This window comes from Novosphingobium sp. 9U, from assembly GCF_902506425.1.
GTDB lineage: Bacteria > Pseudomonadota > Alphaproteobacteria > Sphingomonadales > Sphingomonadaceae > Novosphingobium.
On the sequence record NZ_LR732469.1, the window covers coordinates 72,926 to 95,499 of the forward strand.

At 66.6% G+C, this 22,574-nt stretch carries 20 protein-coding genes; 13 read left to right on the forward strand and 7 right to left on the reverse strand.

Going from position 1 to position 22,574, the window contains the following annotated elements; all coding sequences use genetic code 11:
- Positions 1–295: 295 nt before the first annotated feature.
- Both GV044_RS00350 and GV044_RS00355 read right to left on the reverse strand, forming a co-directional pair.
- Complete coding sequence (locus GV044_RS00350) at positions 296–1,522, reverse strand: pyridoxal-dependent decarboxylase, exosortase A system-associated (protein ID WP_159863867.1); 1,227 nt, start codon at positions 1,520–1,522, stop codon at positions 296–298.
- Positions 1,519–3,030, reverse strand: a complete 1,512-nt coding sequence (locus GV044_RS00355; RefSeq protein WP_159863869.1) for an acyl-CoA ligase (AMP-forming), exosortase A system-associated — start codon at positions 3,028–3,030, stop codon at positions 1,519–1,521. The genes GV044_RS00350 and GV044_RS00355 overlap by 4 nt, the downstream gene beginning before the upstream one ends.
- Here GV044_RS00355 and GV044_RS00360 point away from each other — a divergent pair.
- From GV044_RS00360 to GV044_RS00380, 5 genes are all read left to right on the forward strand, one after another.
- Positions 3,001–4,071 (forward strand): GNAT family N-acetyltransferase, encoded by a 1,071-nt coding sequence (locus GV044_RS00360; RefSeq protein WP_159863871.1) that lies wholly within the window; start codon positions 3,001–3,003, stop codon positions 4,069–4,071. The genes GV044_RS00355 and GV044_RS00360 overlap by 30 nt on opposite strands.
- 59 nt (positions 4,072–4,130) lie before the next feature.
- Positions 4,131–4,394, forward strand: coding sequence for a phosphopantetheine-binding protein (locus GV044_RS00365; protein ID WP_159863873.1), 264 nt, complete (start codon positions 4,131–4,133; stop codon positions 4,392–4,394).
- 64 nt (positions 4,395–4,458) lie between these two features.
- Positions 4,459–5,130: a hypothetical protein gene (locus GV044_RS00370; RefSeq protein ID WP_159863875.1), complete on the forward strand. Its 672-nt coding sequence runs from the start codon at positions 4,459–4,461 to the stop codon at positions 5,128–5,130.
- Positions 5,131–5,146: 16 nt separating this feature from the next.
- A complete protein-coding gene (locus tag GV044_RS00375) occupies positions 5,147–5,923 on the forward strand; it encodes a hydrolase 1, exosortase A system-associated (RefSeq protein WP_236554548.1) in 777 nt (258 codons plus the stop codon).
- A 346-nt stretch (positions 5,924–6,269) separates the two neighbouring features.
- A complete protein-coding gene (locus GV044_RS00380; protein WP_159863879.1) occupies positions 6,270–6,830 on the forward strand; it encodes an outer membrane protein in 561 nt (186 codons plus the stop codon).
- Between the two features lie 151 nt (positions 6,831–6,981).
- Here the strand turns inward: GV044_RS00380 and trxB are convergent, their stop codons facing one another.
- A complete protein-coding gene (trxB, locus tag GV044_RS00385; RefSeq protein ID WP_159863881.1) occupies positions 6,982–7,965 on the reverse strand; it encodes a thioredoxin-disulfide reductase in 984 nt (327 codons plus the stop codon).
- Between the two features lie 167 nt (positions 7,966–8,132).
- Here trxB and GV044_RS00390 point away from each other — a divergent pair, with 167 nt between their 5' ends.
- Positions 8,133–8,927, forward strand: a complete 795-nt coding sequence (locus tag GV044_RS00390) for a histidine phosphatase family protein (RefSeq protein WP_159863883.1) — start codon at positions 8,133–8,135, stop codon at positions 8,925–8,927.
- On the forward strand, positions 8,924–9,805 hold the full coding sequence (locus GV044_RS00395; RefSeq protein ID WP_159863886.1) for an NAD(P)H-hydrate dehydratase: 882 nt from the start codon (positions 8,924–8,926) through the stop codon (positions 9,803–9,805). The genes GV044_RS00390 and GV044_RS00395 overlap by 4 nt, the downstream gene beginning before the upstream one ends.
- Positions 9,806–9,818: 13 nt before the next feature.
- On the opposite strand, the gene GV044_RS00400 is transcribed toward GV044_RS00395, so the two are convergent.
- The 4 genes from GV044_RS00400 to GV044_RS00415 all read right to left on the reverse strand — a co-directional run bounded on the left by GV044_RS00400 (position 9,819) and on the right by GV044_RS00415 (position 15,220).
- Complete coding sequence (locus GV044_RS00400; protein ID WP_159863888.1) at positions 9,819–10,868, reverse strand: phosphotransferase family protein; 1,050 nt, start codon at positions 10,866–10,868, stop codon at positions 9,819–9,821.
- Positions 10,869–10,987: 119 nt separating this feature from the next.
- The gene (locus tag GV044_RS00405; protein WP_159863890.1) at positions 10,988–11,842 is read right to left on the reverse strand and encodes an IclR family transcriptional regulator; all 855 of its coding nucleotides are present in this window, start codon (positions 11,840–11,842) and stop codon (positions 10,988–10,990) included.
- A 131-nt stretch (positions 11,843–11,973) separates the two neighbouring features.
- Positions 11,974–13,533, reverse strand: coding sequence for a class I adenylate-forming enzyme family protein (locus tag GV044_RS00410; protein ID WP_159863892.1), 1,560 nt, complete (start codon positions 13,531–13,533; stop codon positions 11,974–11,976).
- Between the two features lie 301 nt (positions 13,534–13,834).
- Positions 13,835–15,220 carry a short-chain fatty acyl-CoA regulator family protein gene (locus tag GV044_RS00415; RefSeq protein ID WP_159863894.1) on the reverse strand — a complete coding sequence of 462 codons (1,386 nt, stop codon included), beginning with the start codon at positions 15,218–15,220 and terminating at the stop codon, positions 13,835–13,837.
- Positions 15,221–15,359: 139 nt separating this feature from the next.
- On the opposite strand from GV044_RS00415, the gene GV044_RS00420 reads away from it, so the two are divergent.
- From GV044_RS00420 to GV044_RS00440, 6 genes are all read left to right on the forward strand, one after another.
- Positions 15,360–16,946, forward strand: coding sequence for an isocitrate lyase (locus GV044_RS00420; protein WP_159863896.1), 1,587 nt, complete (start codon positions 15,360–15,362; stop codon positions 16,944–16,946).
- 129 nt (positions 16,947–17,075) lie between these two features.
- Entirely contained in the window at positions 17,076–17,243 is a 168-nt protein-coding gene (locus tag GV044_RS21765; protein WP_184244221.1) for a hypothetical protein, read from the forward strand.
- A 226-nt stretch (positions 17,244–17,469) separates the two neighbouring features.
- Positions 17,470–18,570, forward strand: a complete 1,101-nt coding sequence (locus GV044_RS00425) for a type III polyketide synthase (RefSeq protein WP_159863898.1) — start codon at positions 17,470–17,472, stop codon at positions 18,568–18,570.
- A 2-nt stretch (positions 18,571–18,572) separates the two neighbouring features.
- Positions 18,573–19,277, forward strand: coding sequence for a methyltransferase domain-containing protein (locus GV044_RS00430; protein WP_159863900.1), 705 nt, complete (start codon positions 18,573–18,575; stop codon positions 19,275–19,277).
- Positions 19,271–20,377: an NAD(P)/FAD-dependent oxidoreductase gene (locus GV044_RS00435; protein ID WP_159863902.1), complete on the forward strand. Its 1,107-nt coding sequence runs from the start codon at positions 19,271–19,273 to the stop codon at positions 20,375–20,377. The genes GV044_RS00430 and GV044_RS00435 overlap by 7 nt, the downstream gene beginning before the upstream one ends.
- 156 nt (positions 20,378–20,533) lie before the next feature.
- Positions 20,534–22,564 (forward strand): bifunctional diguanylate cyclase/phosphodiesterase, encoded by a 2,031-nt coding sequence (locus GV044_RS00440; protein ID WP_236554549.1) that lies wholly within the window; start codon positions 20,534–20,536, stop codon positions 22,562–22,564.
- Positions 22,565–22,574: the final 10 nt, after the last annotated feature.

Consider the following 22,574-nt stretch of genomic DNA (forward strand, 5'->3'; position numbering starts at 1 on the left):
CTGCCTGGCTGAAAGCCAGCTTAGAGGTTGGAAAGGGCAAAGGAGCTATTGCACGAACGCCGGTCGACACCGCCGGATCAGACCACCCTATAACGCCCACGCACCTCTAAGTGCGAGCAATTGATCAGGGATCCGGTCCGCGAAAGGCATTATGGCCAGCGGCAACAACACGCCGCATCAAAAGGCCGGACACATGGCCGCACCGACCACCAAGTGCATGCACTCAGAACCCTTGCCAACGGAGCGCCGTCCACACATGGGCGATTGCTGCCGCTCACAGATACAAGTTCGATCGTTAAACCAGCATCTCCATAGCCGCACCCTGCCCCAGAAACGCCGAGGGACTCGCGCTCGCGCCATACGCCCCGGCGCAGAAGACCGCGACGAGATCGCCGGCTTCGGCATGCGGGAGCCCGGCCTTGTCGGCCAGGCGGTCGAGGGGGGTGCACAGGCAGCCGACGACGCTAGCTTCTTCCTCGACCGCGGCCTCGTAGCGTGTCGCGATCGCGACGGGGTAGTTGCGCCGAACCACAGTGCCGAAGTTGCCCGAAGCCGCCAGCTGGTGGTGCAGGCCGCCGTCGGTGACCAGGAACACCTCGCCATGGCTCACTTTGCGGTCGACGATGCGCGTGATGTAGACGCCTGCCTCGCCTACGAGATAGCGGCCCAGTTCAATGCAGAACTCGGTCTCGCGCAGTTCATCGGGCAGAGCGGCGAACTGCTCGGCCAATCGCTCGCCCACGAGGGCGACGTCGACCGGCACGTCGCCTGGAAAGTAGGGGATGCCCATGCCTCCGCCCAGGTTGCAGTGCGGCAGCGGCACGCCGCTTTCTCGCGTCAGCTGCGCTGCCAACGCGATCGCCTGCGCCTGCGTGTCGGCGACCGCGGAGGCATCGAGCGCTTGGCTGCCGGCGAAGATGTGGAAGCCACGCCATTCGGCTCCGGCGCCAGTGATCTCGCGCGCGAGCGCAGGCACCCGCTCGGCATCGATGCCGAACTGCTTCGCCCCGCCGCCCATCTTCATGCCCGAGCCCTTAAGGTCGAACGAGGGATTGACGCGGATCGCCAGCCGCGGTGTCGTGCCCAGCGTCTCGCCGATGGCCAGTGCGCGCCGCGCCTCGGCCTCGCTCTCCAGGTTGAGCGTCACGCCTGCAGCGATGGCGGCTTCCAGCTCGCGATCGCGCTTGCCAGGCCCTGCGAAGCTGACGCGCGCGGAAGGTATCCCAGCCGCCTGCACCAGTGCGAGTTCCCCTCCAGAGGCGATGTCGAACCCGTCCACCAGTCCGGAGAACAGCTCCAGCACCGGCCCGAACGGATTGGCCTTCACCGCATAGTGCAGCGCCAGCCGCTCGGGCATGGCCGCGCGCAGCTGGGCAACGCGCGTGCGGATCAGGTCGGCGGAGTAGAGGAACAGCGGTGTCTCGCCGGCCTCCTCCACCCATTCGGTCACCGGCCGACCGGCGACGGCCAGCACGCCATCTACGCTCTCGTAGCCTGCCGGAATCGGCCCTAGCGGCTTCATGCGGCGAGCTCCTGCTGGAGGCCGTTGCGGTCGATCTTGCCATTGGGGCCGACCGGCATCGCCTCGCGCCAGTGGATCAGCCGCGGCTGCATGAAGTTCGGCAGGTCCTGCGCCAGGCGCTTGGGCAGAGCGTCGCGCGCGTCCGGCGCACCGGGCGATGGCCTCACCACCAGGTGCACCGCCTGGCCCAACCGCTCGTCGGGCACGCCAAGCGCCACGGCTTCGATGACCAGCCCCGTCGAGAGCGCGGCCTCCTCAAGCTCCTGCGGGCTGATGCGATTGCCGGCGGACTTGATCATCGCATCGCGCCGCCCAACGAAATAGAGCAGCCCTTCCCGGTCGCGCCGAACCCGATCGCCTGACCACACGGCCATGCCGCCATAGCGGGACGCCGCCGGTGCCGGCCTGAACCGTTCGGCCGTGCGTTCGGCGTCCTGCCAGTATCCTTGCGCAACCAGCGGGCCACAGTGGACGAGTTCGCCTTCTACATCGTCAGCGGCGACTGCGCCGGCATCGTCGATGACCAGGATTTCGGCATGCGGAATGGCCTTGCCCATCGAGGTGGGATGGGCGTCCACCATGTCGGGATCGAGATATGTCGAGCGGAACGCCTCGGTCAGGCCATACATCGGGAAGAGCCGCGCTTTTGGGAAGAGAACGCGCAAACGGCGTACGAGATCGACCGTCAGAGCGCCGCCGCTATTGGTCAGTCGTCGCAACCTGGAGGCGGTCTCGACGGGCCAATCGAGTTCGGTCAGCTGCACCCACAGCGGCGGCACCGCGGCGAGCGTTGTGATGCCGTGCTTCTCCACCGCCTTCATCACGTCGCGCGGCACCAGGTAGTCGAGCGGGACCACGCAGCCACCCGCGTACCAGGTGCTGAGCAGCTGGTTCTGGCCATAGTCGAAGGACAGCGGCAGCACCGCCAGCGTGCGATCGTCCGCAGCGAGCCCGAGGTAGTCGGCCACGCTCTCGGCACCCAGCCACATGTTGGCATGGCTCAGCATTACGCCCTTGGGCCGCCCGGTGGAGCCGCTGGTGTAGAGGATCGCCGCCAGCGCCTGCGGATCGCCCGAGGACGGCGGCAGCGCGCGCCCGAGGGACTGGGCGGCGTCCAGCGCCGCCGCTTCTTCCACCAAGGCACAGCTTTGCGGCACATCGCCCGGCTCCAGCGTCTTTAACCGCGCCGGCGTGCCGATCAGCATGGCCGCGCCGCTGTCTGCCAGGATGTGCGCCACTTGCGCGCGCTTCAGCAGCGGGTTGACCGGCACGTGGACCAGCCCGGCTCGCGCCGCGGCGAGCGGCATCAGGCAGGTCAGCTCGCCCTTCGCAGCCCACGTCGCGATGCGAGCGCCCGGTTCGGCTTGCTCCGCCAGCCAGCCGGCCAGCACGGCGACACGCGATCTTAAGGTCTCGTGGTTAATCGTGCCCTCGCGCAGCACCAGGGCTGGCGCATCGGCCGCCCCTCGCTCGGCGAGATGGTCGAGCGTCTGGATCTGCGCAGGCATGAGGACAACTCCGAGGGCGATCGAAAAGTGGTGAACGTCGAATATCACGACGATCTTAAGGAAGTGCAATCCGACGCAGCACTGGCGCGGTTGCTCTCCCCTGAGATGCAGAGTGCGCCGTTCGATCGGCTCGAATGGTGGCGCTTGCTGGATGAGCATTGCGGCCTCTCGCCACGGCTGGCTGTCGCCCGCAATGGGGTGGGGAGCGCCGTGCTGCCGCTTACCGGCACAGGGCCGCACCTGACGCAGCTTTCCAACTGGTACACCTTCCGCTTTCGGCCCGTCGTAAGTCCAGGCGCCGAGGCCCTGCTGGCGGATCTCGCGCGTGACCTGTCCAGCCGTGCGCGGCGGCTCACCCTCACCGGCTTGCCCGAGGAGGATGCCGATCAGCTGGAAACGGCATTCCGCGCTGCAGGCTGGCTCGCCTGGCGCGAGCAGAGCGACGTCAACCATGTGCTCGAAGTCGCCGGGCGCGACTATGCCGCTTTCCTCGCCGGGCGGCCGGGCAAACTGCGCACGACCCTCAAGCGCAAGTCGGGCAAAGTCGTGACGCAGGTCCTCACCCGCTTCGACGCCGATGTATGGGCCGCCTACGAGGAGATCTACGCCGAAAGCTGGAAGCCCGAGGAAGGGTCGCCCGCGTTCCTGCGCGCGTTTGCACAGGCTGAGGGTGAGGCCGGACGGCTGCGCCTTGCCGTCGCCCATGCTGCCGATGACTCTAGCGGCCCTGCCCTCGCAGCGCAGATGTGGACGGTCGAGGGCGGCACCGCCTTCATCCACAAGCTCGCCCACCGCGAAAGCGCTAAGCCGCTGTCGCCCGGCTCGGTGCTGAGCGCCGCACTGTTCCGCCATGTCATCGATGTCGACACCGTCACGCTGGTGGACTTTGGCACGGGTGACGATCCCTACAAACGCGATTGGATGGAGCAGGTCCGCCCGCGCTACCGGCTCGACCTCGTCCGCCCGCAAGCGCCGGCGAACTGGCCCGTTATCGCGCGCCGCATGGTGCGCTCCCTTGCCGCAACTGCGAAGCGCGGCTAGAGCGCCCCGGTTTCAAATACCGCCCAAGAACAGAGTTTCGCGAAAAAGCTGGGAGACCCATGTCCGACGACACCGATCTGTTGCTGCGTCGCATCCTGACGGACGTGCTCGGCCTCAAGCAGAACCAGGCCGCCGACTTCACGGACGAGACCGGCCTGTTCGGCCACTTGCCCGAGTTGGACTCGATGGCGGTGGCCGGCCTCCTGACCGAACTGGAGGACCGCCTCGACATCGTCATCGACGACGACGAGATCGATGGCGAGATGCTGGAGACCTACGGCGGCCTGCTCGCCTTCGCCAAGGCCAAGCGCGAACAAGCATGAAGGCGCTGCGCCTCGCTTGCGGCCAGTTGAGGCCCGGCCAGGCACGGCAGGAACACCAACCGCGATGACGCCGCGCACCTGGGCATGCCCGCTCGCTAGCGGTAGCACGACTGAAGAATATGCGCTCGCCTTCGACAACGGGCGCGCCAAGCGCCTCCTGATCGTGCCCGCGCTGTTCGACGAGGCCAATCGGCTGCGCCGCTACACGGTAGAGGTCATGCGCCGGCTCGATGGCGCCGGGATCGACTGCTTCCTGCCCGACCTGCCCGGTACCAACGAGAGCCTGCAGCCGCTCGAGCGTCAGGAGCCGCAGGATTGGGTCGAGGCCATGACAGCAGCGGCACGGGTCTTCGGCGCCACGCATGTCCTCGGGCTACGCGGCGGCTGTCTGTTCACGCCGCCGGGCTTGCCGGCGCTGCACTATGCTCCGGCCAAGGCAGCGGGCATCCTGCGCCAGATGTTGCGCGCCCGCACGCTGTCGGCGCGCGAGGCCGGACGCGAGGAGACCCGCGAGGGACTGATGGAACTCGCACTGAGCCAAGGGATCGAATTGGCCGGACACCGGCTCGGGCGCGACTTTATGCGCCAGTTCGAGACGCTGTCGCTGCGCACGGACGCGCTCGAGATTGCGCAGGACACCATCGGCGGCTCCGGCCTGTGGCTGCGCGCAGAGCCCGGCGAAAATGCGGCTCAAGCCGACGCCCTCGCGGCCGCGATCGCGATGGCACTCGCGTGAGCAGCGGATCGCGCATGTGAGGCGGCATCTCACCTTCACTTGCGAGGGCACGCAGCTCGTCGCAACGCTGGACGAGGCGCCCGGCAGCACGGGCCTGCTGCTCGTGACGGGCGGCAACGAGGTGCGCTCGGGCGCATGGGCGGGACAAGCGCAGTTCGCCGCACAAGTCGCCGCTGCCGGCTATCCGGTGTTCCGCTTCGATCGGCGTGGCTGTGGCGATAGCGAGGGCGTCAACGCCGAGTTCCGCTCCAGCGCGCCCGACCTCGGCGCCGCGCTTGCGGCCTTCCGGGCCGAGTGCCCCCGGCTCACGCGGGTCGCCGGCATGGGCAACTGCGATGCCGCCAGCGCGCTCATGCTGGCGGGCGGCGCAGGCTGCGACGGGCTGATCCTGTCCAACCCGTGGACCTTCGAAGCCGACGCGGCGGACGAAGCGCCGCCGCAAGCCGTGCGCAGCCACTATCGCGATCGCCTCAAGGACCTGGGCGCAATTAAGCGACTCCTGACCGGCCAAGTCGCGATCGGTCCTTTGCTGAAGAGCCTGCTGTCTGCGGCCCGGCCCGCTGCCGCACCCAGTTCGCTCGCGCAGGAGATGGCGGCAGGCCTTGAGGCCTATGCAGGACACGTTCGCTTCCTTGTCGCCGATCGCGATCGAACCGGGCAGGCCTTCGCGGCGGCATGGGGCAACTCGGCGCCGATTGGCCGCTGCCCGGGCGCGACGCATAGTTTTGTCGAGGCCGACGCGCGTGCGTGGTTACTCCAACAAACCCTTCGCGCCTTGCAGGAACTTGGCTGAGCCTTCCTGACCGCGGCGATGATCGCTGACTTGCTACTGCAAGCGCAAGTGACGGGATCCTAATACGTGAGCAACGGCGCGCCGCATGATCTGCCAGCGACTGTGTGCCCCGCGCATCTCGGCCTCGATTACTCGCCGTCGCCACAATCCTGCCGCACCGCAGCATGCTGCCCTTCGCAAATGCTCGAGCCGCCAAGAAAAACGCTTGTTCGCCCGCCACTTCCTCCAGTGCACAAATGTCACACCTTCGCCGCATTGCGGTAAGCTGCTGCAACTCCGCACCCCTCAGCCGCATTACACGGCCTCATCGGCAAGGCCGGTGATGCTTTGAAATCGGAGTTTGAGAATGAAGAAGTTTCTGTTCGCTGCGGCCCTCGCTGTGTCGATGCCCGCCGTTGCCGTAGCGCAGGACGCCAGCACCGCGACCGCGCCCGACGGCACGCCCGCTTTCGGGATCGAGCCCTACGTCGGCGTGCTGGGCGGCTGGCACCAGTTCGACAAGGACAGCGAGTTCGGCAGCCCTCGCGGTGGCCGTATGGACGGCGCCCTGATCAGCGGCGTTGCCGGGGTGAACATTCCGCTCGGCCCCGTGTTCGTCGGCGCTGAAGGCAACGCGACCAAGGGCTTTGGCGACATCGATTGGGAATACGGTGCACGCGGCCGGATCGGTGCCCGCGCCGGCGACAGCGGCATGATCTACGTGTCGGGTGGCTACCAGTGGGTCAACGGCAAGCGCGCCTATGGCGACCACAGCGACTGGATGTACGGCGTCGGCGTGGAAGTCGGTCCCAAGGACATCGGCCTGGGCGGTATCACCACCAACAGCGGCATCCGTCTGCGTCTGCAGGCCGAGACCTACGACTTCGACAGCATCCGTCCCATGGCGGGCGTGATCGCGCACTTCTGAGCGGATCGGGGCCGGCCGCTGGTCGGCCCCGCCTTCTTGGGAATGCACAGGACCGAGCTGTCATCCGGGGCGCACCTGCATTCACGCAAGCGAGCCACCGAGACCGGATGACAGTTCGGCCTTTCTCTTTACAAAGGCCGCAGCGTCGAGATTACTCCGCCGCCTCCTTCTGCGCTTCGGCAAATTCCTTTTCCTGCAGGTAGCGCTCCGCATCGAGCGCGGCCATGCAGCCGGTTCCAGCCGCCGTCACCGCCTGCCGGTATGTGTGATCCATGACATCGCCGCATGCGAAGACGCCGGGAATCCTGGTCTTGGGCGTGCCGGGCTCCACTACCAGGTAGCCGCTCTCGTCCGTGTCGAGCTTGCCTGCGAACAGCGCCGTCGCTGGGGCATGGCCGATCGCGACGAAGGCACCGTCGGTTCCGATCTCGCTCTCTTCGCCGCTCACCGTGTCGATCACCGCGACGCCGCGCAGTTCGCCGGTGGCGTGATCGCCGACGAAGCGCTCGACCCGCTTGTTCCACACGACCTTCACGTTGGGGTGCGCGAACAGGCGATCCTGCAGAATCTTCTCGGCCCGCAGCGAATCGCGCCGATGCACGAGCGTCACGTCGTTCGAGTGATTGGTGAGGTACAGCGCCTCTTCCACCGCGGTATTGCCGCCGCCGATCACCACCACCTTCTTGCCACGATAGAAGAAACCGTCGCACGTGGCGCAGGCGCTGACACCCTTGCCCGACAGCTCCATCTCGCCCGGCACGCCCAGCCACTTGGCCTGCGCGCCGGTGGCGATCACCAGCGTCTCGCCTTCGTAGATGTCCCCGCCATCGCCGATCGCGCGGAAGGGCTCGCCGCGGCTCGGACCATCCAGATCGACCGAGACGATCGTGTCCCACAGCATGCGCGTGCCGACATGGACGGCCTGCGCTTCCATCTCCTGCATCAACCACGGCCCCTGGATCACGTCGCGAAAGCCGGGATAGTTCTCAACATCGGTGGTGATGGTCAGCTGGCCGCCGGGCTGCAGGCCCTGCACGACGATCGGCTTCATGCCGGCGCGCGCTCCGTAGATCGCGGCAGACAGGCCAGCCGGGCCGGAGCCGATGATGAGCATGCGGGTGGTATGCGTAGCCATGAAAAAACCTCCGGCTCGCGAGATAGCGATCCGGCCCATGCTTTGCCAATCTTGCGGGCTGCAGGGAATTGTTTGCTGTCCACAACTGCGATTTGCGACGGTCAGGTGGGCTCGGCCCTATGAACCACTAGGCGGAACCCTCGGCGCCGCCCGGCATTGCATCTGCCATGATCGATAGCGCTTCGCAGAACGCACGCAGCAGCCGCTGGCCCGCACGGCTGTGGGTGGTACGCCATGGCCAGAGCGCGGGCAACGTCGCCCGCGATGCCGCGCATGCAGAGGGCATGCTCCGCATCGACCTCGACGTGCGCGACGTGGACGTGCCGCTCTCCGACTTGGGCCAGCGTCAGGCGCAGGCGCTTGGGCGCTGGTTCGCCGACGCTCATGAGGACGATCGTCCCGAGGTCATCCTATGCAGTCCATATGTGCGCGCCCGCGAGACGGCGCGACTGTTCCGCGATGCCGGCGGGGCAGCTCAGGAAGAGCCGATCTGCGGTGACGAGCGCCTGCGCGAGAAGGAGTTCGGCATCCTCGACGGCCTGACCACCGCCGGCCTCCTCGCCGACGAGCCACAGCAGGCCGAGTTCCGCCGCCTCCTGGGGAAATTCTACCATCGCCCGCCCGGCGGCGAGAGCTGGTGCGACGTGATCTTCCGTTTGCGCTCGCTGCTCGACACCGTTTCGCTCCATTATCATGGCCGGCGCGTGCTGATCGTCGCGCACCAGGTGGTGGTGCTCTGCCTGCGCTACATCATCGAGAATCTCAGCGAAGAGGAGATCCTGGCGATCGACGCGCAGGGCGATGTCGCCAACTGCTCGGTTACCGAATACGCCTTCGATCCAGGATTCGGCCGGGAGGGCGGCCTAAAGCTGGTGCGCTACAATGCCACTGCTCCGGTGGCCGACGATCCTTCCGCGCAAGTCACCAGCGAGCCCGACGCCATGGTCGGTGCTCGCGGATGACGCCGCTCGACGACCAGTGGCTTGCCGATCATCCGCTGCCCGGGATCGAGCACGACACCGACAAGAACAAGCGCGGGCGCCTGCTGATCGCCGGCGGATCGGAGATCGTGCCGGGCGCGCTGCTGCTATCGGGCGAGGCCGGCTATCGTGCCGGTGCCGGCAAAGTGCAGCTCGCCCTGCCCGCCTCGGCCGCCACTGGGGTCGGCATCAGCATGCCGGAGGCAGCGGTCTTCCCGCTTCCGGTCAACGCTCAGGGCGAACTGGGACCCTCACCGGAAAAGCTGGGAGAACTGATCGGTCGCTGCGATGCCCTGGTCCTCGGGCCCGGTATGGGCAACGGATCCAACGTGCACGCGCTGATCGAGGCCGTGCTCGAGCACAAGGACGCGGGAGTTGCGCTCCTGCTCGATGCTGCAGCGATCGTTGCGGCGCCCGACTTCGCCGATGCCTTGCGCGGGTGGAGCGGTCCCTTGGTCCTCACTCCACATCCCGGTGAGATGGCCGGGCTGATGAAGTGCGAGGCCGAAGAGGTCTGCGACGAGATGGCGGCGCAGGCGGCGGAACGCTTCGATGCGACGGTGCTGCTGAAGGGTCCCCGCACCGTGGTGGCGACCAGCGGCGGCCCAGTGCTGCAGTTCCACGGCGGTGGTCCCGGTATGGCGACGGGCGGCTCGGGCGATGTGCTCGCCGGCGTGATCGGCGGCTTGCTAGCGCGCGGGGCCGACGCCCAAGTGGCTGCGGCCTGGGGCGTGTGGGCACATGGTGAATCCGGGCGCATTCTGGCCCGCAGCGTGGCGCCGATCGGCTTCCTCGCGCGCGAGTTGCTGCCGGCGATCCCCGCCTTGCTCTACGCGCGAGAACCACAGCAGGAGAGCTGAACCCGGCTGCGGGTCAGGTTACGCGCAGGCGCCTGGCCATGGTCTCGTCATCCATCATTCGGGTGCCGCGCAAGTGGCTGAGGCGCACGCCGGTGCAGGTCATCTTGAAGTGGGTGAAATCCTCGTACCACTCCAGCCCGGCCGACGACTTGCCCGAGACCTGCTCCCACAGGGCCACGGTCTCGTCATGCGAGCCCATGCCTTCGAGCGGCGCGCCATGGGTCGAGTTGGGGCCGTGCATGGTCTCGGCGATCACGCAGAACCACGCAAGGTCGTGCAGCGCGCCGCCAAGCGAAGGTTGCTCCCAATCCATCACTGCCACGACCTTGCAATCATCGCCGAACATCATGTTGCCGATCCGCGCGTCCCCCCAAACGAGGCCATCGGGCTGGTGCTCGGGCCACTCGGACTTGAGCCGCGCCAAGCCCGCACGCAGGATCGGCTGCGGTTCCACGTCTTCCAGCCAGTCCACGAAGCGGGTGTACTTGTCCCACTCCTGCGCCAGACCGCGGCGGGCATGCTCCGGCCCTTCAAGGAAGCCGAAGCCTTCGGTTGAGACCGTCTGGATCAGCGCCAGTTGCGTTACCGCATCGTGCCACAACGTCCGGCGCTGCTCGGGGCTGAGCTCAGTCATCCAGCCGCTGCGCGCGTAAGGGGGAATGCTGACGGGAACGCGGCCCTGCTTCTTCTCCATCACGAAGAACGGCTTGCCCAGCACGGCCGGATCGGCCTCGAACCACAGCGGCTCGGCGACACGGACGCGGCCGTCCTCGTGCAGCGCCTTCATGATGCGGTACTGCTCGTCGAACAGATTGTCGGGGAAGACGGTGAACTTCTCGGGCTTGATGCGCACGACGCAGCCCTTCACCCGCTCAATGCCGCCTTCGGCCCAATGCGCATCGAACAAGATCGTCTCGTGCGACTGACCGGCTCCGCGCGGATAGGCGAAGTTGTCGAGGCGAAGATCGCGCGCTTGCGGCAGCTTGCGTCCGAGCCAGTCCCGCAGGTCGCGCGAGAGATCCTCCAGATCACGGGTTTCCGGCGCTACGATCACATCGGACATGCGGCACTCCCAACCTGCGCATCTATTCGCTATAGCGAATTTCTTTTCGGCAGTATGATCGGGATACGTTGCAGCCTCTCGCGGGTCAACCCGGCGCGAGAGTTCTTCGGCCAGCGATGTCAGTCTTCGCTGTCGACCGATCGTCCGGACAGAAAGTCGGAGACGCGCTGACAGGCAGCGCTCAGGCGCTTGCCGGCCACTTGCAGTTGGGCGCCGCTCTGCGCGTCGTGGAAGCCCGCCATCAACAGCGCGATCGTGACCTTGCCGCGCGCGTCGTAGATCGGCGCCATGATCGCCGCGAGCGGATAGCGAGTCCCATCCTCCACCTGCAGCAGCGGGATCACCGGCGGATCGTCCCGTGCGGTCCGCAGCGGGGAGGACACGTTCTCGAACGACGGCTCCACGCCCGGTCGGCGCACCAGACCGATATAGCCATGCTCGCGCGTGAACTCGATGCCCGCCGCCAGCAAGTCGCTGCGCTCCTGGGTGGCGTCCGGGATGTTGCGCTCGAGCCAAGCAGTGGCGTCCTTGGGTGCGCGCGCGAAGAAAACAGGGGCTTGCGCCATCGTCAACGGCATGCGGGTGCCCAGCGGCACCGGGTAGCCGACGTGGTGCGCGCTGGTCGCCCGCTCGCGCAAGTGCATCATGTCGCCTTCGAGGAAGTAGGCACCGCAGATCACGTCGAAGTCATCGGCGATCGCGCGCATCTCGGGCTGGGCGACCTGCAGCGGCGAGAAGTGATCCGCCGCCGTGCGCCCGATCGCTGCCAGCGCCGGGCCCAGGACGTAAGTCTTGTCTCCAGTGCGATAGAGATAACCGACATCGACCAGGCCGGTCAGCAAGGCGTGGCAAGTCGCACGGCTGAGCTTGAGCGCGCGGACAAGGTCGGTCAAAGCGAAGGCTTGCCCCGGATGGTCGGCAATGAAGTTCAGGATGGCGGCGACGCGGCGCACACCCGGAGAAGACCGCGACATACAAACTTTCGCTATTTCGAATTCAGCGGGTATGTCGTTGTGTGGCGCGCGTCAATAGCACGGAGTCCCCGCCTGGGGATCGGTGCCACGAGCGACAACTGTGCGCTTGCCACCAGCTGGCAGAGCAGAAGCTAAACCGCCCTACCCAGCCGCTGCGCCAGCATCGCTGCGATCTCGCGCCGGGCGATCTTGTTGCTGTGGAGCAGCGGCACTTCCTCGCGCGTGAAGGCGACGTAGGCGCGCGGCACCTTGTAGCCCGACAGGCGCTTGCGCAGTTCCGCCTCGATCGCCGAGAAGTCGAGCTCGGCGCCGTCACGCGGGACCACTGCGGCCACCAGCAGTTGGCCGCGCTCCTGGTCGGGCAGGCCGAGCACGAAGGCGCTGTGCACGCCCTCCAGCGTTTGCATCTCCATCTCGACTTCAGCGGGCGAGACGTTGGACCCCATGGTCTTGATCATGTCGCCGCTGCGGCCGACGAAGTGGATGCGCCGGCCCTCCGGCCGCTCCTCGACCAGGCACATGTCGCCGGTCTTGATGTAGCCATCGGCGGTGTAGTAGCCCGCCTTCTCCAGCTTGTGCAGGCCGGTAGCGACGGGATATCCGCGCAGCTGCATCTCGCCGACCTGGCCGTCCCCGACCTGCTGGTCCTGCTCGTCGGCGATGCGCACGTCGTAGCCCGGCGCAAAATGGTCCATCGGCGCACAGACAGGGTAACCGGGCGCGCGGAACTCGTCGCCGTGGGAATAGGGTCCCAATGTCTCGCTCATGCCCAGGCCCCACCAGGGCTTGGGCGCCCTGGACAGCAGCGCCAGGTCATCGTCCGACAGCACTGACCCGAAAGCCATCCGGCTGTTGCTCATAGTGCGCTCGGCACAGACGGTGACCGCGCCCGCCTCCCAGTTGGGCACCAGCCACATCATCAGCCCGCCGACCCAGAACATCGGCATCATCGCCTGCTTTTCCTGACCTTTCTCCAGCGCGAACATGCCCTTGAGGTAGTGGCTGCGGAACAGCACCGGGCCGTGGTTGTGCTTGACGCCCTTGGGCAGCGCCATCGAGCCGGACGTGTAGATCTCGACGATCTGGTCGGATGTGTGCACCTCGCTCTCGACCCCGCGCAGGAAGTCGTCGTCGATCGCCGCACCCGCCTCGGTCAGGAAGTCGAGGCTGCGGAATGTCGGCGGGAGGTTCTCGCCATGCGAGATGATCCAGCGCAGATAAGGCACCTTGGCGATGCGCAAGTCCGGATCGGTGCCGGTGGCGAGTTCAGGCAGCGCCTCGCAAAGCCGCTCGACGTAGTCCTTGCCCAGCAGTTCGCGCTGCACATAGAGGCCGTGAACGTCCGACTGGCGCAGCACGCGCACCAGTTCATTGGCGCGGATCAGGGTGCTGATCGGGATGGCGATAGCGCCGATCCGCGCGGCGGCGGCGAACCACACGGCGAAGCGCGGACCGTTGCCGCAGATAAAGCCGATGCGGCTGCCCTTGCCCACTCCGCGCGCCAGCAAGCCGCGCGCGATCTGAGCCGACTGCGCGTCGAGTTCGGCGAAGCTGGCGGACTCATCGGGGATCGAGGCGTCGCGCAGCACGATGGCCGGCGCATCGCCGTAGGCCGCGGCGGCTGCGCGGATCAGTTGCGGGAACGTGGTCGCCTGGTGCGGGTCGTTCGGCACGGCGGGCTCCTGGCTCACGTTGGGCTTCCTCTCATGTTCTCTATCGACACGTGTTTAGTCCAGTTGCAGCAGTGCGTGAACCCGCAGGATGGCGCGCGAGGTTTGCTGGAACCGAGTGCGAGGACTAGTTTCGACTATTCGCCTGTGCAAACGATTTGTCACGATATCGAATAGATGTCCTCCCCGGTGCGGGAGGGGGACCGGCGCCGCAGGCGCTGGTGGAGGGGAGTCTCGCCAGCGCGTGAGGTTCGTTGAGGGGGCGACTCCCCTCCGTCGCGCACTGCGTGCGCGCCACCTCCCCGGCCCGGGCAGGTCAGGTTCAGCTCTCCGCGAAGGCAAACGGCTGCGGCGGCCGCCGATACTCATCGGTTAGGATCTCGCGGCCGATAGGGGGAGCCGAACGGGCCTCGCACTCGGCGCGATGGCAAAGCCGGCAAGTCACCCCGATCGGCGTCGGCACCGGCTGCGGCTCTTCGCGCGTATAGCCGAGCCGTGCTGCCTCAGGCGCTGCGCAGGCAAGCGCGATCGCGCGCAAGGTGCGGCCCTGCCCTCGCCCCGCGGCGCCAACTGTCCGCGCGATCGAGAAGAAGCGCTGGCCATCGGGCAATTCGAGCCACTGTGTCAGCACCTCGCCCGGGCTGCGGAATGACTTGTGCAGGCTCCACAAGGGACAGCCGCCGCCATGCGATGCGAAGGGGAAGCCGGCGCCGTCCAGGCGCTTGGAGACGTTGCCCGCTTCATCCACCCGCAGGAAGAAGAAAGGCACGCCCTCCTGTCCGGTACGCTGCAGCGTGGTGAGCCGGTGCGCCACCTGCTCATAGCTAGCGCCGAACACGCCGGCAACCGCCTCGATATCGTAGCCGCGCGCCTCGACGGTGCGGAAGAAGCGGTCGTAGGGCATGACCAACGCCCCGGCAGCGTAGGCGGCGAGCCCGCGGCGCACGAGCGTCTCGGCCGTCTTGCTGGAGAACGCATCCTCGCGCAGCACCTGGCTGATCTCGCTGCGCAGGGCCGTGTAGGCGACGTGCAGTGCAATCTGGAACGCGCGTGCGGACGGGTCGAGCGTGTCGGCGATCAGCAGCTGCTGATTGTGCCGGTCGAACCGGCGCAGCGCATCGACCAGCACGTCCGGAGGCAGGAAGCGCAAGCGCACGCCCTTCTTGGCGAGGAACTTGGCCGCGCCGCCTTCCTTGTCGATCTCTGCAGCCAGGTCCTCGGCGCGGCGATCGAGGCTGTCGATGTAGTTGCGCCGCGCGGCGAGGAACGCCTGGGCCTCGGCCACCGGATCCTGCGCTTCGCCTTCGTTCCCGCCTGCGCGTCGCTGTGCCAGTGCCTGCTGCTCGCGCAGATAAGCACCGTGCAGGCGCAGCAAGGCTTCGGAGATGCCGGGGAAACTGGTCGCCAGGTCGGAGACTTCCAGCGGCGGCATGTCGATGTCGGAGAAGATTGGGTCGCGCAGCACGTCGGCGATGCGCCGCGCGTAGCTCTCGCCATCCTCGCTGGCGAGATCGGTGACATCGAGCCGGTAAGTGCGCGCCAGGCGCAGCAGCATGTCGGCGGTGACCGGGCGCTGGTTGCGCTCCAGCAGCGCGATGTAGGAGGGCGAGATACCCAGGTCCTCGGCCATGACCTGCTGGGTCAGGCCGAGTTCGCGGCGCAAGCGGCGCAGGCGAGGACCAAGGTAGAGGGGGCGTGCTTCAGCCATACAATGGTCTTTGTCATAGCTGCACAACTTTACAAGGATCATCTGTAAAGTTTGACACGGCGACTCCGTCTGCCATTCCGCCGCACGCACCTGCAGCATAGGTGACCCTCAACGCATCACCGCATGAGGACCACCGAAAGTGACTTACCAGCAGACCATCGCCGAAGCCGGCCAGACGATCGAGACCGAACGCAATTGGGACGGGATCGAAGCCGAGTCCGTCGCGCGCATGCGCCTGCAGAACCGCTTCCGCACCGGCCTCGACATCGCCAAGTACACCGCCAAGGTGATGCGCGCCGACATGGCCGCCTACGATGCCGATCCGGCCAACTACACGCAGTCGCTGGGTTGCTGGCACGGCTTCATCGGCCAGCAGAAGCTGATCAGCATCAAGAAGCACTTCGGCACCACCAAGGGCCGCTACCTCTACCTGTCGGGCTGGATGGTCGCGGCGCTGCGTTCCGAGTTCGGCCCGCTGCCCGACCAGTCGATGCACGAGAAGACCTCGGTTCCCGCGCTGGTCGAGGAGCTCTACACCTTCCTCAAGCAGGCCGACGCCCGCGAGCTCGGCGGCCTGTTCCGCGACCTCGACAAGGCGCACGAGGCCGGTGACGAGCTGGAAGCCAAGCGCATCGAGCATGCGATCGACAACTACGAGACGCACGTCGTGCCGATCATCGCCGACATCGATGCGGGCTTCGGCAATGCCGAGGCGACTTACCTGCTCGCCAAGAAGTTCATCGAAGCCGGCGCCTGCTGCCTGCAGATCGAGAACCAGGTCTCCGACGAGAAGCAGTGCGGCCACCAGGACGGTAAGGTTACCGTTCCGCACGAGGACTTCATCGCCAAGATCCGCGCCATCCGCTATGCCTTCATGGAACTGGGCGTCGATGACGGCCTGATCGTCGCGCGCACCGACTCGCTGGGCGCCGGCCTCACCAAGCAGATCGCCTTCACCCGCGAAGCCGGCGACATCGGCGACCAGTACAACAGCTTCCTCGATTGCGACGAGGTCACCAGCGTCGGCCACGGCGAAGTGCTGATCAGCCGCGATGGCAAGCTGCTGCGCCCCAAGCGCCTGCCTTCGAACCTCTACCAGTTCCGCTCGGGAACGGGCGAGGACCGCTGCGTACTCGACTGCATCGAGGCGCTGCAGAAGGGCGCCGACCTGCTCTGGATCGAGACCGAGAAGCCGCACATCGCACAGATCGGTGGCATGGTCAGCCGCATCCGCGAGGTGATCCCGAACGCCAAGCTGGTCTACAACAACTCCCCCAGCTTCAACTGGACGCTGAACTTCCGCCAGCAGGTGTTCGACGCCTGGACCGCAGAGGGCAAGGACCTGTCTGCCTACGACCGCGCACGCCTGATGAGCGTGGACTATGACGGCACCGAGCTGGGCATTGAAGCCGACGAGCGCATCCGCACCTTCCAGAAGGACGCGGCGCGCGAGGCGGGCATCTTCCACCACCTCATCACCCTGCCGACGTATCACACCGCCGCGCTGTCGACCGACAACCTGGCCAAGGAGTACTTCGGCGAAGCGGGCATGCTCGGCTACGTCAAGGCCGTGCAGCGCGAGGAAATTCGCCAGGGCATCGCCTGCGTCCGCCACCAGAACATGGCCGGCTCCGACATCGGCGACGACCACAAGGAGTACTTCGCCGGTGAAGCCGCTCTGAAGGCCGGCGGCGCGCACAACACGATGAATCAGTTCGCCGCCTAAACATCAACGGGAGTTCGCCAGATGACACTTAACAGCGGACACCTGAAACTTCCGGACGGGGCGTTGCTGCCGCTCGCCTCGTTCGCCAGCCCCGCTCAGACACGCGAGCACAGGATAGGAGACGTGACCATGACCACCACGACCGAACCGAGCCGCGCCCGCGCGGTACTCTCGAACGAGGACTTCAAGCTTCTGCAGGAAGCCGTCGTCTATTACATCAAGGCGCATGAGGACGATCCGATCTCGTCCAAGTACGCCAACCTGCATCACCGTCTCGGCAGCGCTATCCGCCGCTGAACGGTCGCCGTTTTCCTGGGGAGGAAAGCCTCGGCCCGTCGCGCTACCCAGCGTGGCGGGCCGTTTCTCGTCTAGTCGAAAGGAGGCCGGCGGGCTTCCGAACCACTTGCCAGGCACTTCGCACTCGCCCGCAGAGGCAGTGCAGCCATCCCGACCGGCACGCGTTTAAACCCAACGCATTCATGGGCATCTTGCCAGCGAGTGCGGGACAGGCAGAGTGCTGGCGATGCAGACCCCGACCACCGCGCATATCAATGCGATCGGCACCGCCGTACCGCCACATGATGTCCACGCCGCCTTCAACCACATGATCGAGCCCATGCTCACCGATCGCCGATCGCGCGCGCTGTATGAACGCATGGCCAAGCGCTCGGGAATCGAGAGCCGTTACTCCTTCATCGAGCCGGTGGTGAACGATGCCGGCGAGATGGCCGACACCGGCCAGTTCTATAGCATGGACGATTTCCCCAGCACTGCTCGGCGCATGGAACGATACGAGCAATGGGCGCCCGAACTGGCGCTGCAGGCGATCGACCAGCTCGATGACGGCATCGCCGACCAGGGCATCACCCATGTCGTGGTGGCCAGCTGTACCGGGTTCGTCGCGCCCGGTCTCGACCAGATCCTGATACGCCGCACCGGCATCGATCCCTCCGCCGAGCGCACCTTGGTAGGGTTCATGGGGTGCTATGCTGCGGTCAACGCGCTGCGGCTGGCGCACCACATCGTGCGCTCCACGCCTGAGGCGCGCGTGCTCGTGGTCAACGTCGAGCTGTGCACGCTGCACCTCCAGAACACCGACCAGATCGACAAGCTACTCGCCATGCTGCTGTTCAGCGACGGCGCGACTGCGGCGCTGGTAACGGCCGAGCCCAAAGGCATCGCGCTCAAGGACTTCCGCCCAGCCGCCATCAAGGGATCGGAGGAACTCATCACTTGGCGGATCGGCGACCAGGGCTTTGCCATGCACCTCGATGGCCAGGTGCCGATTCGCATCGCCGAAGCGCTGCAGCACGAGCGTACGCGCAATGATGCCGACGGCATCCTGCGCGGGCAATCGACCGCCGACTACGACCTGTGGGCGGTCCACGCCGGTGGCCGCTCGATCCTGGATGCGGTTGAACGCGGGCTGGAACTACCGCCCGAAGCGCTGGAGCCTTCGCGCACGGTGTTGCGCGAAAAGGGCAACATGTCTTCGGCCACCCTGATGTTCGTGCTGGCCCGCATGCTGGCGGCGCGCGAGGAAGCACAGGGCGAGCGCAAGGGCCTGGGGATGGCATTCGGACCCGGGCTCGCAGCGGAAACCTTCCGCTTCAGCCTGCTCTGACCATGCCCGACTTGCGCCGCCGTTCGCAGACGCCCGAGTGGATGGACGGAGCCGATGTCACCGTGCAAGACTTCGCAGCCTGCGTGAAGGATCTGGCGGCGGTGAACACGGTCACCCTCGCGCGCGGCCCGACGCTGCAGTTTGTCGCCGATGCGGTGCGTCACGCGAAAGGCATTCCCACGATCCTCGACGTAGGTTTCGGCGCGGGCGACATGCTGCGCGCGATCGCTCGCATGCTGCGAAGCAAGGGATTGGCCGCAAGGCTTATTGGCATCGATCTCAATCCCCGCAGCGAGCCGGTCGCGCGAGACATGACCCCGGCCGATCTACCGATCGAGTGGCACACCGGCGACGCCTACGCCTGGGCGGAAGCGGAGCGCCCCGATCTCATCATCAGCTCCCTGGTCACGCACCACATGGACGATGCCGAGATCGTTCGCTTCTGCGCCTGGATGGAAGCGACGGCACGGCTCGGCTGGTTCGTCAACGACCTGCACCGCCACGCCGTGCCCTGGTACGGCTTCAGCGCCATGGCCGCGCTGGCACGCTGGCATCCCTTCGTGCGCCACGACGGTCCGCTCTCGATCGCCCGCAGCTTCCGGCGCGACGAGTGGCTGGCGCTGCTTCGGCAGGCGGGCATCGGGCAAGCGGCGACCATCCAATGGCGCTTCCCCTTCCGTTACTGCGTGGAGCGCCGGAAATGGTAGCGCCGGTGGTGGTGATCGGTGGCGGTCTCGCCGGGGCCGCGGCGGCCACGCGCCTCGCCCGCACAGGGCAAGCGGTCACCGTGATCGAGCGCGAGGGCGGACCGCATGAAAAGGTCTGCGGCGAATTCCTATCGGTGGAGGCGTGCCAAGACCTCACCGACCTGGGGCTGCCCCCTGAACATCTTGGCGCCGTCGCCATCGATCGCTTGCGGGTGCTGCATGGGCGGCACAGCGTCGAGGCCCCGCTCCCGTTCGTCGCGCGCGGGCTCTCACGCGCGATCCTCGACGAGGCACTGCTGGAGGCCGCCAGCCAGGCCGGTGCCGAAGTCCTCCGCGGTGTCCGCGTGACCGGGCTGGACGGCACACGGGTGCTGACCTCCGCCGGCGAACACCGCGCCGCCCACGTCATGCTCGCCACCGGCAAGCACGACTTGCGCGCAATGCCGCGAGGCGCGCCGGCGACGCGCGAAGGTTATGTCGGCTTCAAGATGCACTGGCGGCTCTCCCCTGCCGCTCTCACAGCGCTTGGCAGTGCGATCGAGCTGGTGTTGTTCGGGCAAGGATACGCGGGGCTGCAGCGGGTCGGCGCTGCCGAGGCGAACCTTTGCCTCGTGGTCCGGCGTAGCCACTTCGCCGACCTTGGCGGAACTTGGGAGGCCTTGCTGGCGCACCTCCTGCTCGAGCCGGGGCTGGCCTCGCGCCTGGCCGATGCGCAGCCGCTGCTCGCCAAGCCACTTGCCATCGCCAACCTGCCGTATGGGCACCTCTACCAGCCCCGATCCGATAACGATGCGGTGTGGCGGTTGGGAGACCAGGCGGCGATGACTGCCTCGCTCAGCGGAGACGGCATGGCGGTCGCGCTGCGCAGTGCCACACTGGCGGCGGACCTTTTTGCGCGCGGCGCGAGTGCGGCGCAGTTCCACCGGCAGCTGGCGGCGCAAGTGGGCCCGCAAGTGCGCCGCGCCATGGCGCTTCAGCGCATGTCCGAACGCCCGCTGGCGCTGCGATTGGGGCTGCGCGCCGCACGCTTTTGGCCCGCATTGCTGACCCATGGCGCCCAGGCGACACGTCTTCCTGCTTACCAGACGACGAAAGTATAACAGACGTCGACGAAGACGAGCGCGCTTTACACACAAGTTAACCTTTTCCGTTCAACTTCGGCGAGGTTTAGTGGGGCGCGGATGAAACTCGACTTCGGAGAAGGCTCTCTGCTGGGAGCCGCTGACTTACATTCCATGCAGTCGCTCGAAGCAGCGATGACCGCCGCGCACCTTGCCGAGCAGCGGCTGCGCGAAGCGATCGACCTGTTGCCCGAAGGCGTCGTCTTCCTCGACGCCGAAGGTCGCTACATCCTTTGGAACCAGCAATACGCCAAGATCTACGCCGTTTCGGCCGACTTGCTCGAGCGTGGCGGCCGTTTCGCCGATACTCTGCGCGTCGGCGTAGCGCGCGGTGACTATCCCGATGCTATCGGGCGCGAGGACGAGTGGATCGCCGAGCGCCTGGCCCGAATGTCGGAACCTTCCTCCCGCCATGAGCAGCGACTGGCAAACGGCCGGCGCATCCTGATCGAGGAGCGCAAGACGTCGGACGGCGGCACTATCGGCCTGCGCGTCGATATCACCGACATGCGCGAGAGCGAGGAAGCTTTTCGCCTCCTGTTCGAGCGCAATCCTGTCGCCATGGTCGTGTACGACATCGAGAGCCGCCGCGTCCGCTCGGCCAACCAGTCGGCGTCCGACTACTTTGGCTATTCGGCCAGTGCCATGGCGGGCCTACCCGCCAGCACGCTGTTCGCCGATCAGGAATGGCCGCGCGCGCATGACATGCTGTCGATGGACTCCAGTGGCCTGGGCGAAGTCTGGCAGATGCGCTGTGCCGGCGGCCTCACCGGAGAGGCGGTGGTCTCCACCCGTCTTTCGCAGCTCGAAGGCTACCCCGCGACGATCGTCTCGTTCTTCGACATTACCGAGCGCCGTCGCATCGAGCAGCGCATGGAGCACATGGCGCGCCATGACGAGCTGACCGGACTCGCCAATCGCGGCCATTGCCGCGCACACTTGCGTGCTACGCTGGAGCAGGCGGGATCGGACGAGACCGTCACCCTGGCGCTGGTCGACCTCGACCACTTCAAGGCGGTGAACGATACGTACGGCCATCACGTCGGCGATGCGCTGCTGACCGACGCGGCACGCAGGATGGCGGAGCTGGTGCCGGAAGACGCTCTACTCTGCCGGATCGGCGGCGACGAATTCGCGGTGATCTTTCGCCGCTCAAGCCGGACTCAGGCCGAGATTGTCTCACGCTCGATCATCGCCACGCTGTCGCAGCCGTTCCATGTGCAGGGCAACGTGCTGCACATCGGCGCGACCATCGGCTTTGCCACCTCTCCCTACGACAGCAGCGATCCCGAGACACTGCTGCGCTATGCCGACCTTGCACTCTATGCCGCCAAGGGTGAGAAGCGCGGCACCTGCCGCAGTTTCCAGCTGGGCATGGACGCGGCCGCGCAGGAGAAGACGCGGCTGGAGAACGACTTTCGCGATGCGCTCAAGCTCGGACAGCTCCACGTCCACTACCAGCCGCTGATCGACCTTACCACCGGTGCGGTCGAGTGCTTCGAGGCGCTGCTGCGCTGGCAACATCCGGTGCGCGGCCCCGTCTCGCCCGACGTCTTCATCCCGCTGGCCGAGGAGATCGGCCTGATCGATGCCGTCGGCCGCTTCGTGCTGCACACTGCCTGCCGCGAGGCGAAGAACTGGCCCGAGCACGTGAAGCTGTCGGTCAACGTCTCGCCGCTCCAGTTCCGCAACGGCAATCTCATCAGCACGGTCATCAACGCGCTCACCTCGGCGAACTTACCGCCCGAGCGGCTGGAACTGGAGATCACCGAAGCCGTGCTGATGGAAAAGGGCCCACGCCCTTCCGCCATCATCCGCAACTTGCGCACGTTCGGCATCGGCATCGCGCTCGACGACTTCGGCACTGGGTTTTCGTCGCTGAGCTATCTGCTCAATTACCCTTTCACCAAGATCAAGATCGACAAGTCGTTCATCCTGAACCTCGAGCGTGAAAGCAATTCGCGCGCGGTGATCCGCGCCGTGATCGGCCTTGCCCGCAATCTCGGGCTGACCGTCACGGCCGAGGGCATCGAGCACGAAGTGGTGCGGGATTACTTGCGGGACGAAGGCTGCATGCAGGGCCAGGGCTATCTGTTCGGCAAGCCCACTCCGGCTTGCGACCTGCAACGCTACCTGGAAACGGACGCGCAGCGCGACGCCGCCTGACGGGTAACGG

Bases quoted from the DNA above. Each gene is read 5' to 3' on its own strand.
- GV044_RS00350 (WP_159863867.1), bottom strand. From the start codon at position 1,522: ATGAAGCCGCTAGGGCCGATTCCGGCAGGCTACGAGAGCGTAGATGGC.
- GV044_RS00360 (WP_159863871.1), top strand. From the start codon at position 3,001: ATGGTCGAGCGTCTGGATCTGCGCAGGCATGAGGACAACTCCGAGGGC.
- GV044_RS00355 (WP_159863869.1), bottom strand. From the start codon at position 3,030: ATGCCTGCGCAGATCCAGACGCTCGACCATCTCGCCGAGCGAGGGGCG.
- GV044_RS00365 (WP_159863873.1), top strand. From the start codon at position 4,131: ATGTCCGACGACACCGATCTGTTGCTGCGTCGCATCCTGACGGACGTG.
- GV044_RS00370 (WP_159863875.1), top strand. From the start codon at position 4,459: ATGACGCCGCGCACCTGGGCATGCCCGCTCGCTAGCGGTAGCACGACT.
- GV044_RS00380 (WP_159863879.1), top strand. From the start codon at position 6,270: ATGAAGAAGTTTCTGTTCGCTGCGGCCCTCGCTGTGTCGATGCCCGCC.
- trxB (WP_159863881.1), bottom strand. From the start codon at position 7,965: ATGGCTACGCATACCACCCGCATGCTCATCATCGGCTCCGGCCCGGCT.
- GV044_RS00390 (WP_159863883.1), top strand. From the start codon at position 8,133: ATGATCGATAGCGCTTCGCAGAACGCACGCAGCAGCCGCTGGCCCGCA.
- GV044_RS00395 (WP_159863886.1), top strand. From the start codon at position 8,924: ATGACGCCGCTCGACGACCAGTGGCTTGCCGATCATCCGCTGCCCGGG.
- GV044_RS00400 (WP_159863888.1), bottom strand. From the start codon at position 10,868: ATGTCCGATGTGATCGTAGCGCCGGAAACCCGTGATCTGGAGGATCTC.
- GV044_RS00405 (WP_159863890.1), bottom strand. From the start codon at position 11,842: ATGTCGCGGTCTTCTCCGGGTGTGCGCCGCGTCGCCGCCATCCTGAAC.
- GV044_RS00415 (WP_159863894.1), bottom strand. From the start codon at position 15,220: ATGGCTGAAGCACGCCCCCTCTACCTTGGTCCTCGCCTGCGCCGCTTG.
- GV044_RS21765 (WP_184244221.1), top strand. From the start codon at position 17,076: ATGACCACCACGACCGAACCGAGCCGCGCCCGCGCGGTACTCTCGAAC.
- GV044_RS00425 (WP_159863898.1), top strand. From the start codon at position 17,470: ATGCAGACCCCGACCACCGCGCATATCAATGCGATCGGCACCGCCGTA.
- GV044_RS00430 (WP_159863900.1), top strand. From the start codon at position 18,573: ATGCCCGACTTGCGCCGCCGTTCGCAGACGCCCGAGTGGATGGACGGA.
- GV044_RS00435 (WP_159863902.1), top strand. From the start codon at position 19,271: ATGGTAGCGCCGGTGGTGGTGATCGGTGGCGGTCTCGCCGGGGCCGCG.
- GV044_RS00440 (WP_236554549.1), top strand. From the start codon at position 20,534: ATGACCGCCGCGCACCTTGCCGAGCAGCGGCTGCGCGAAGCGATCGAC.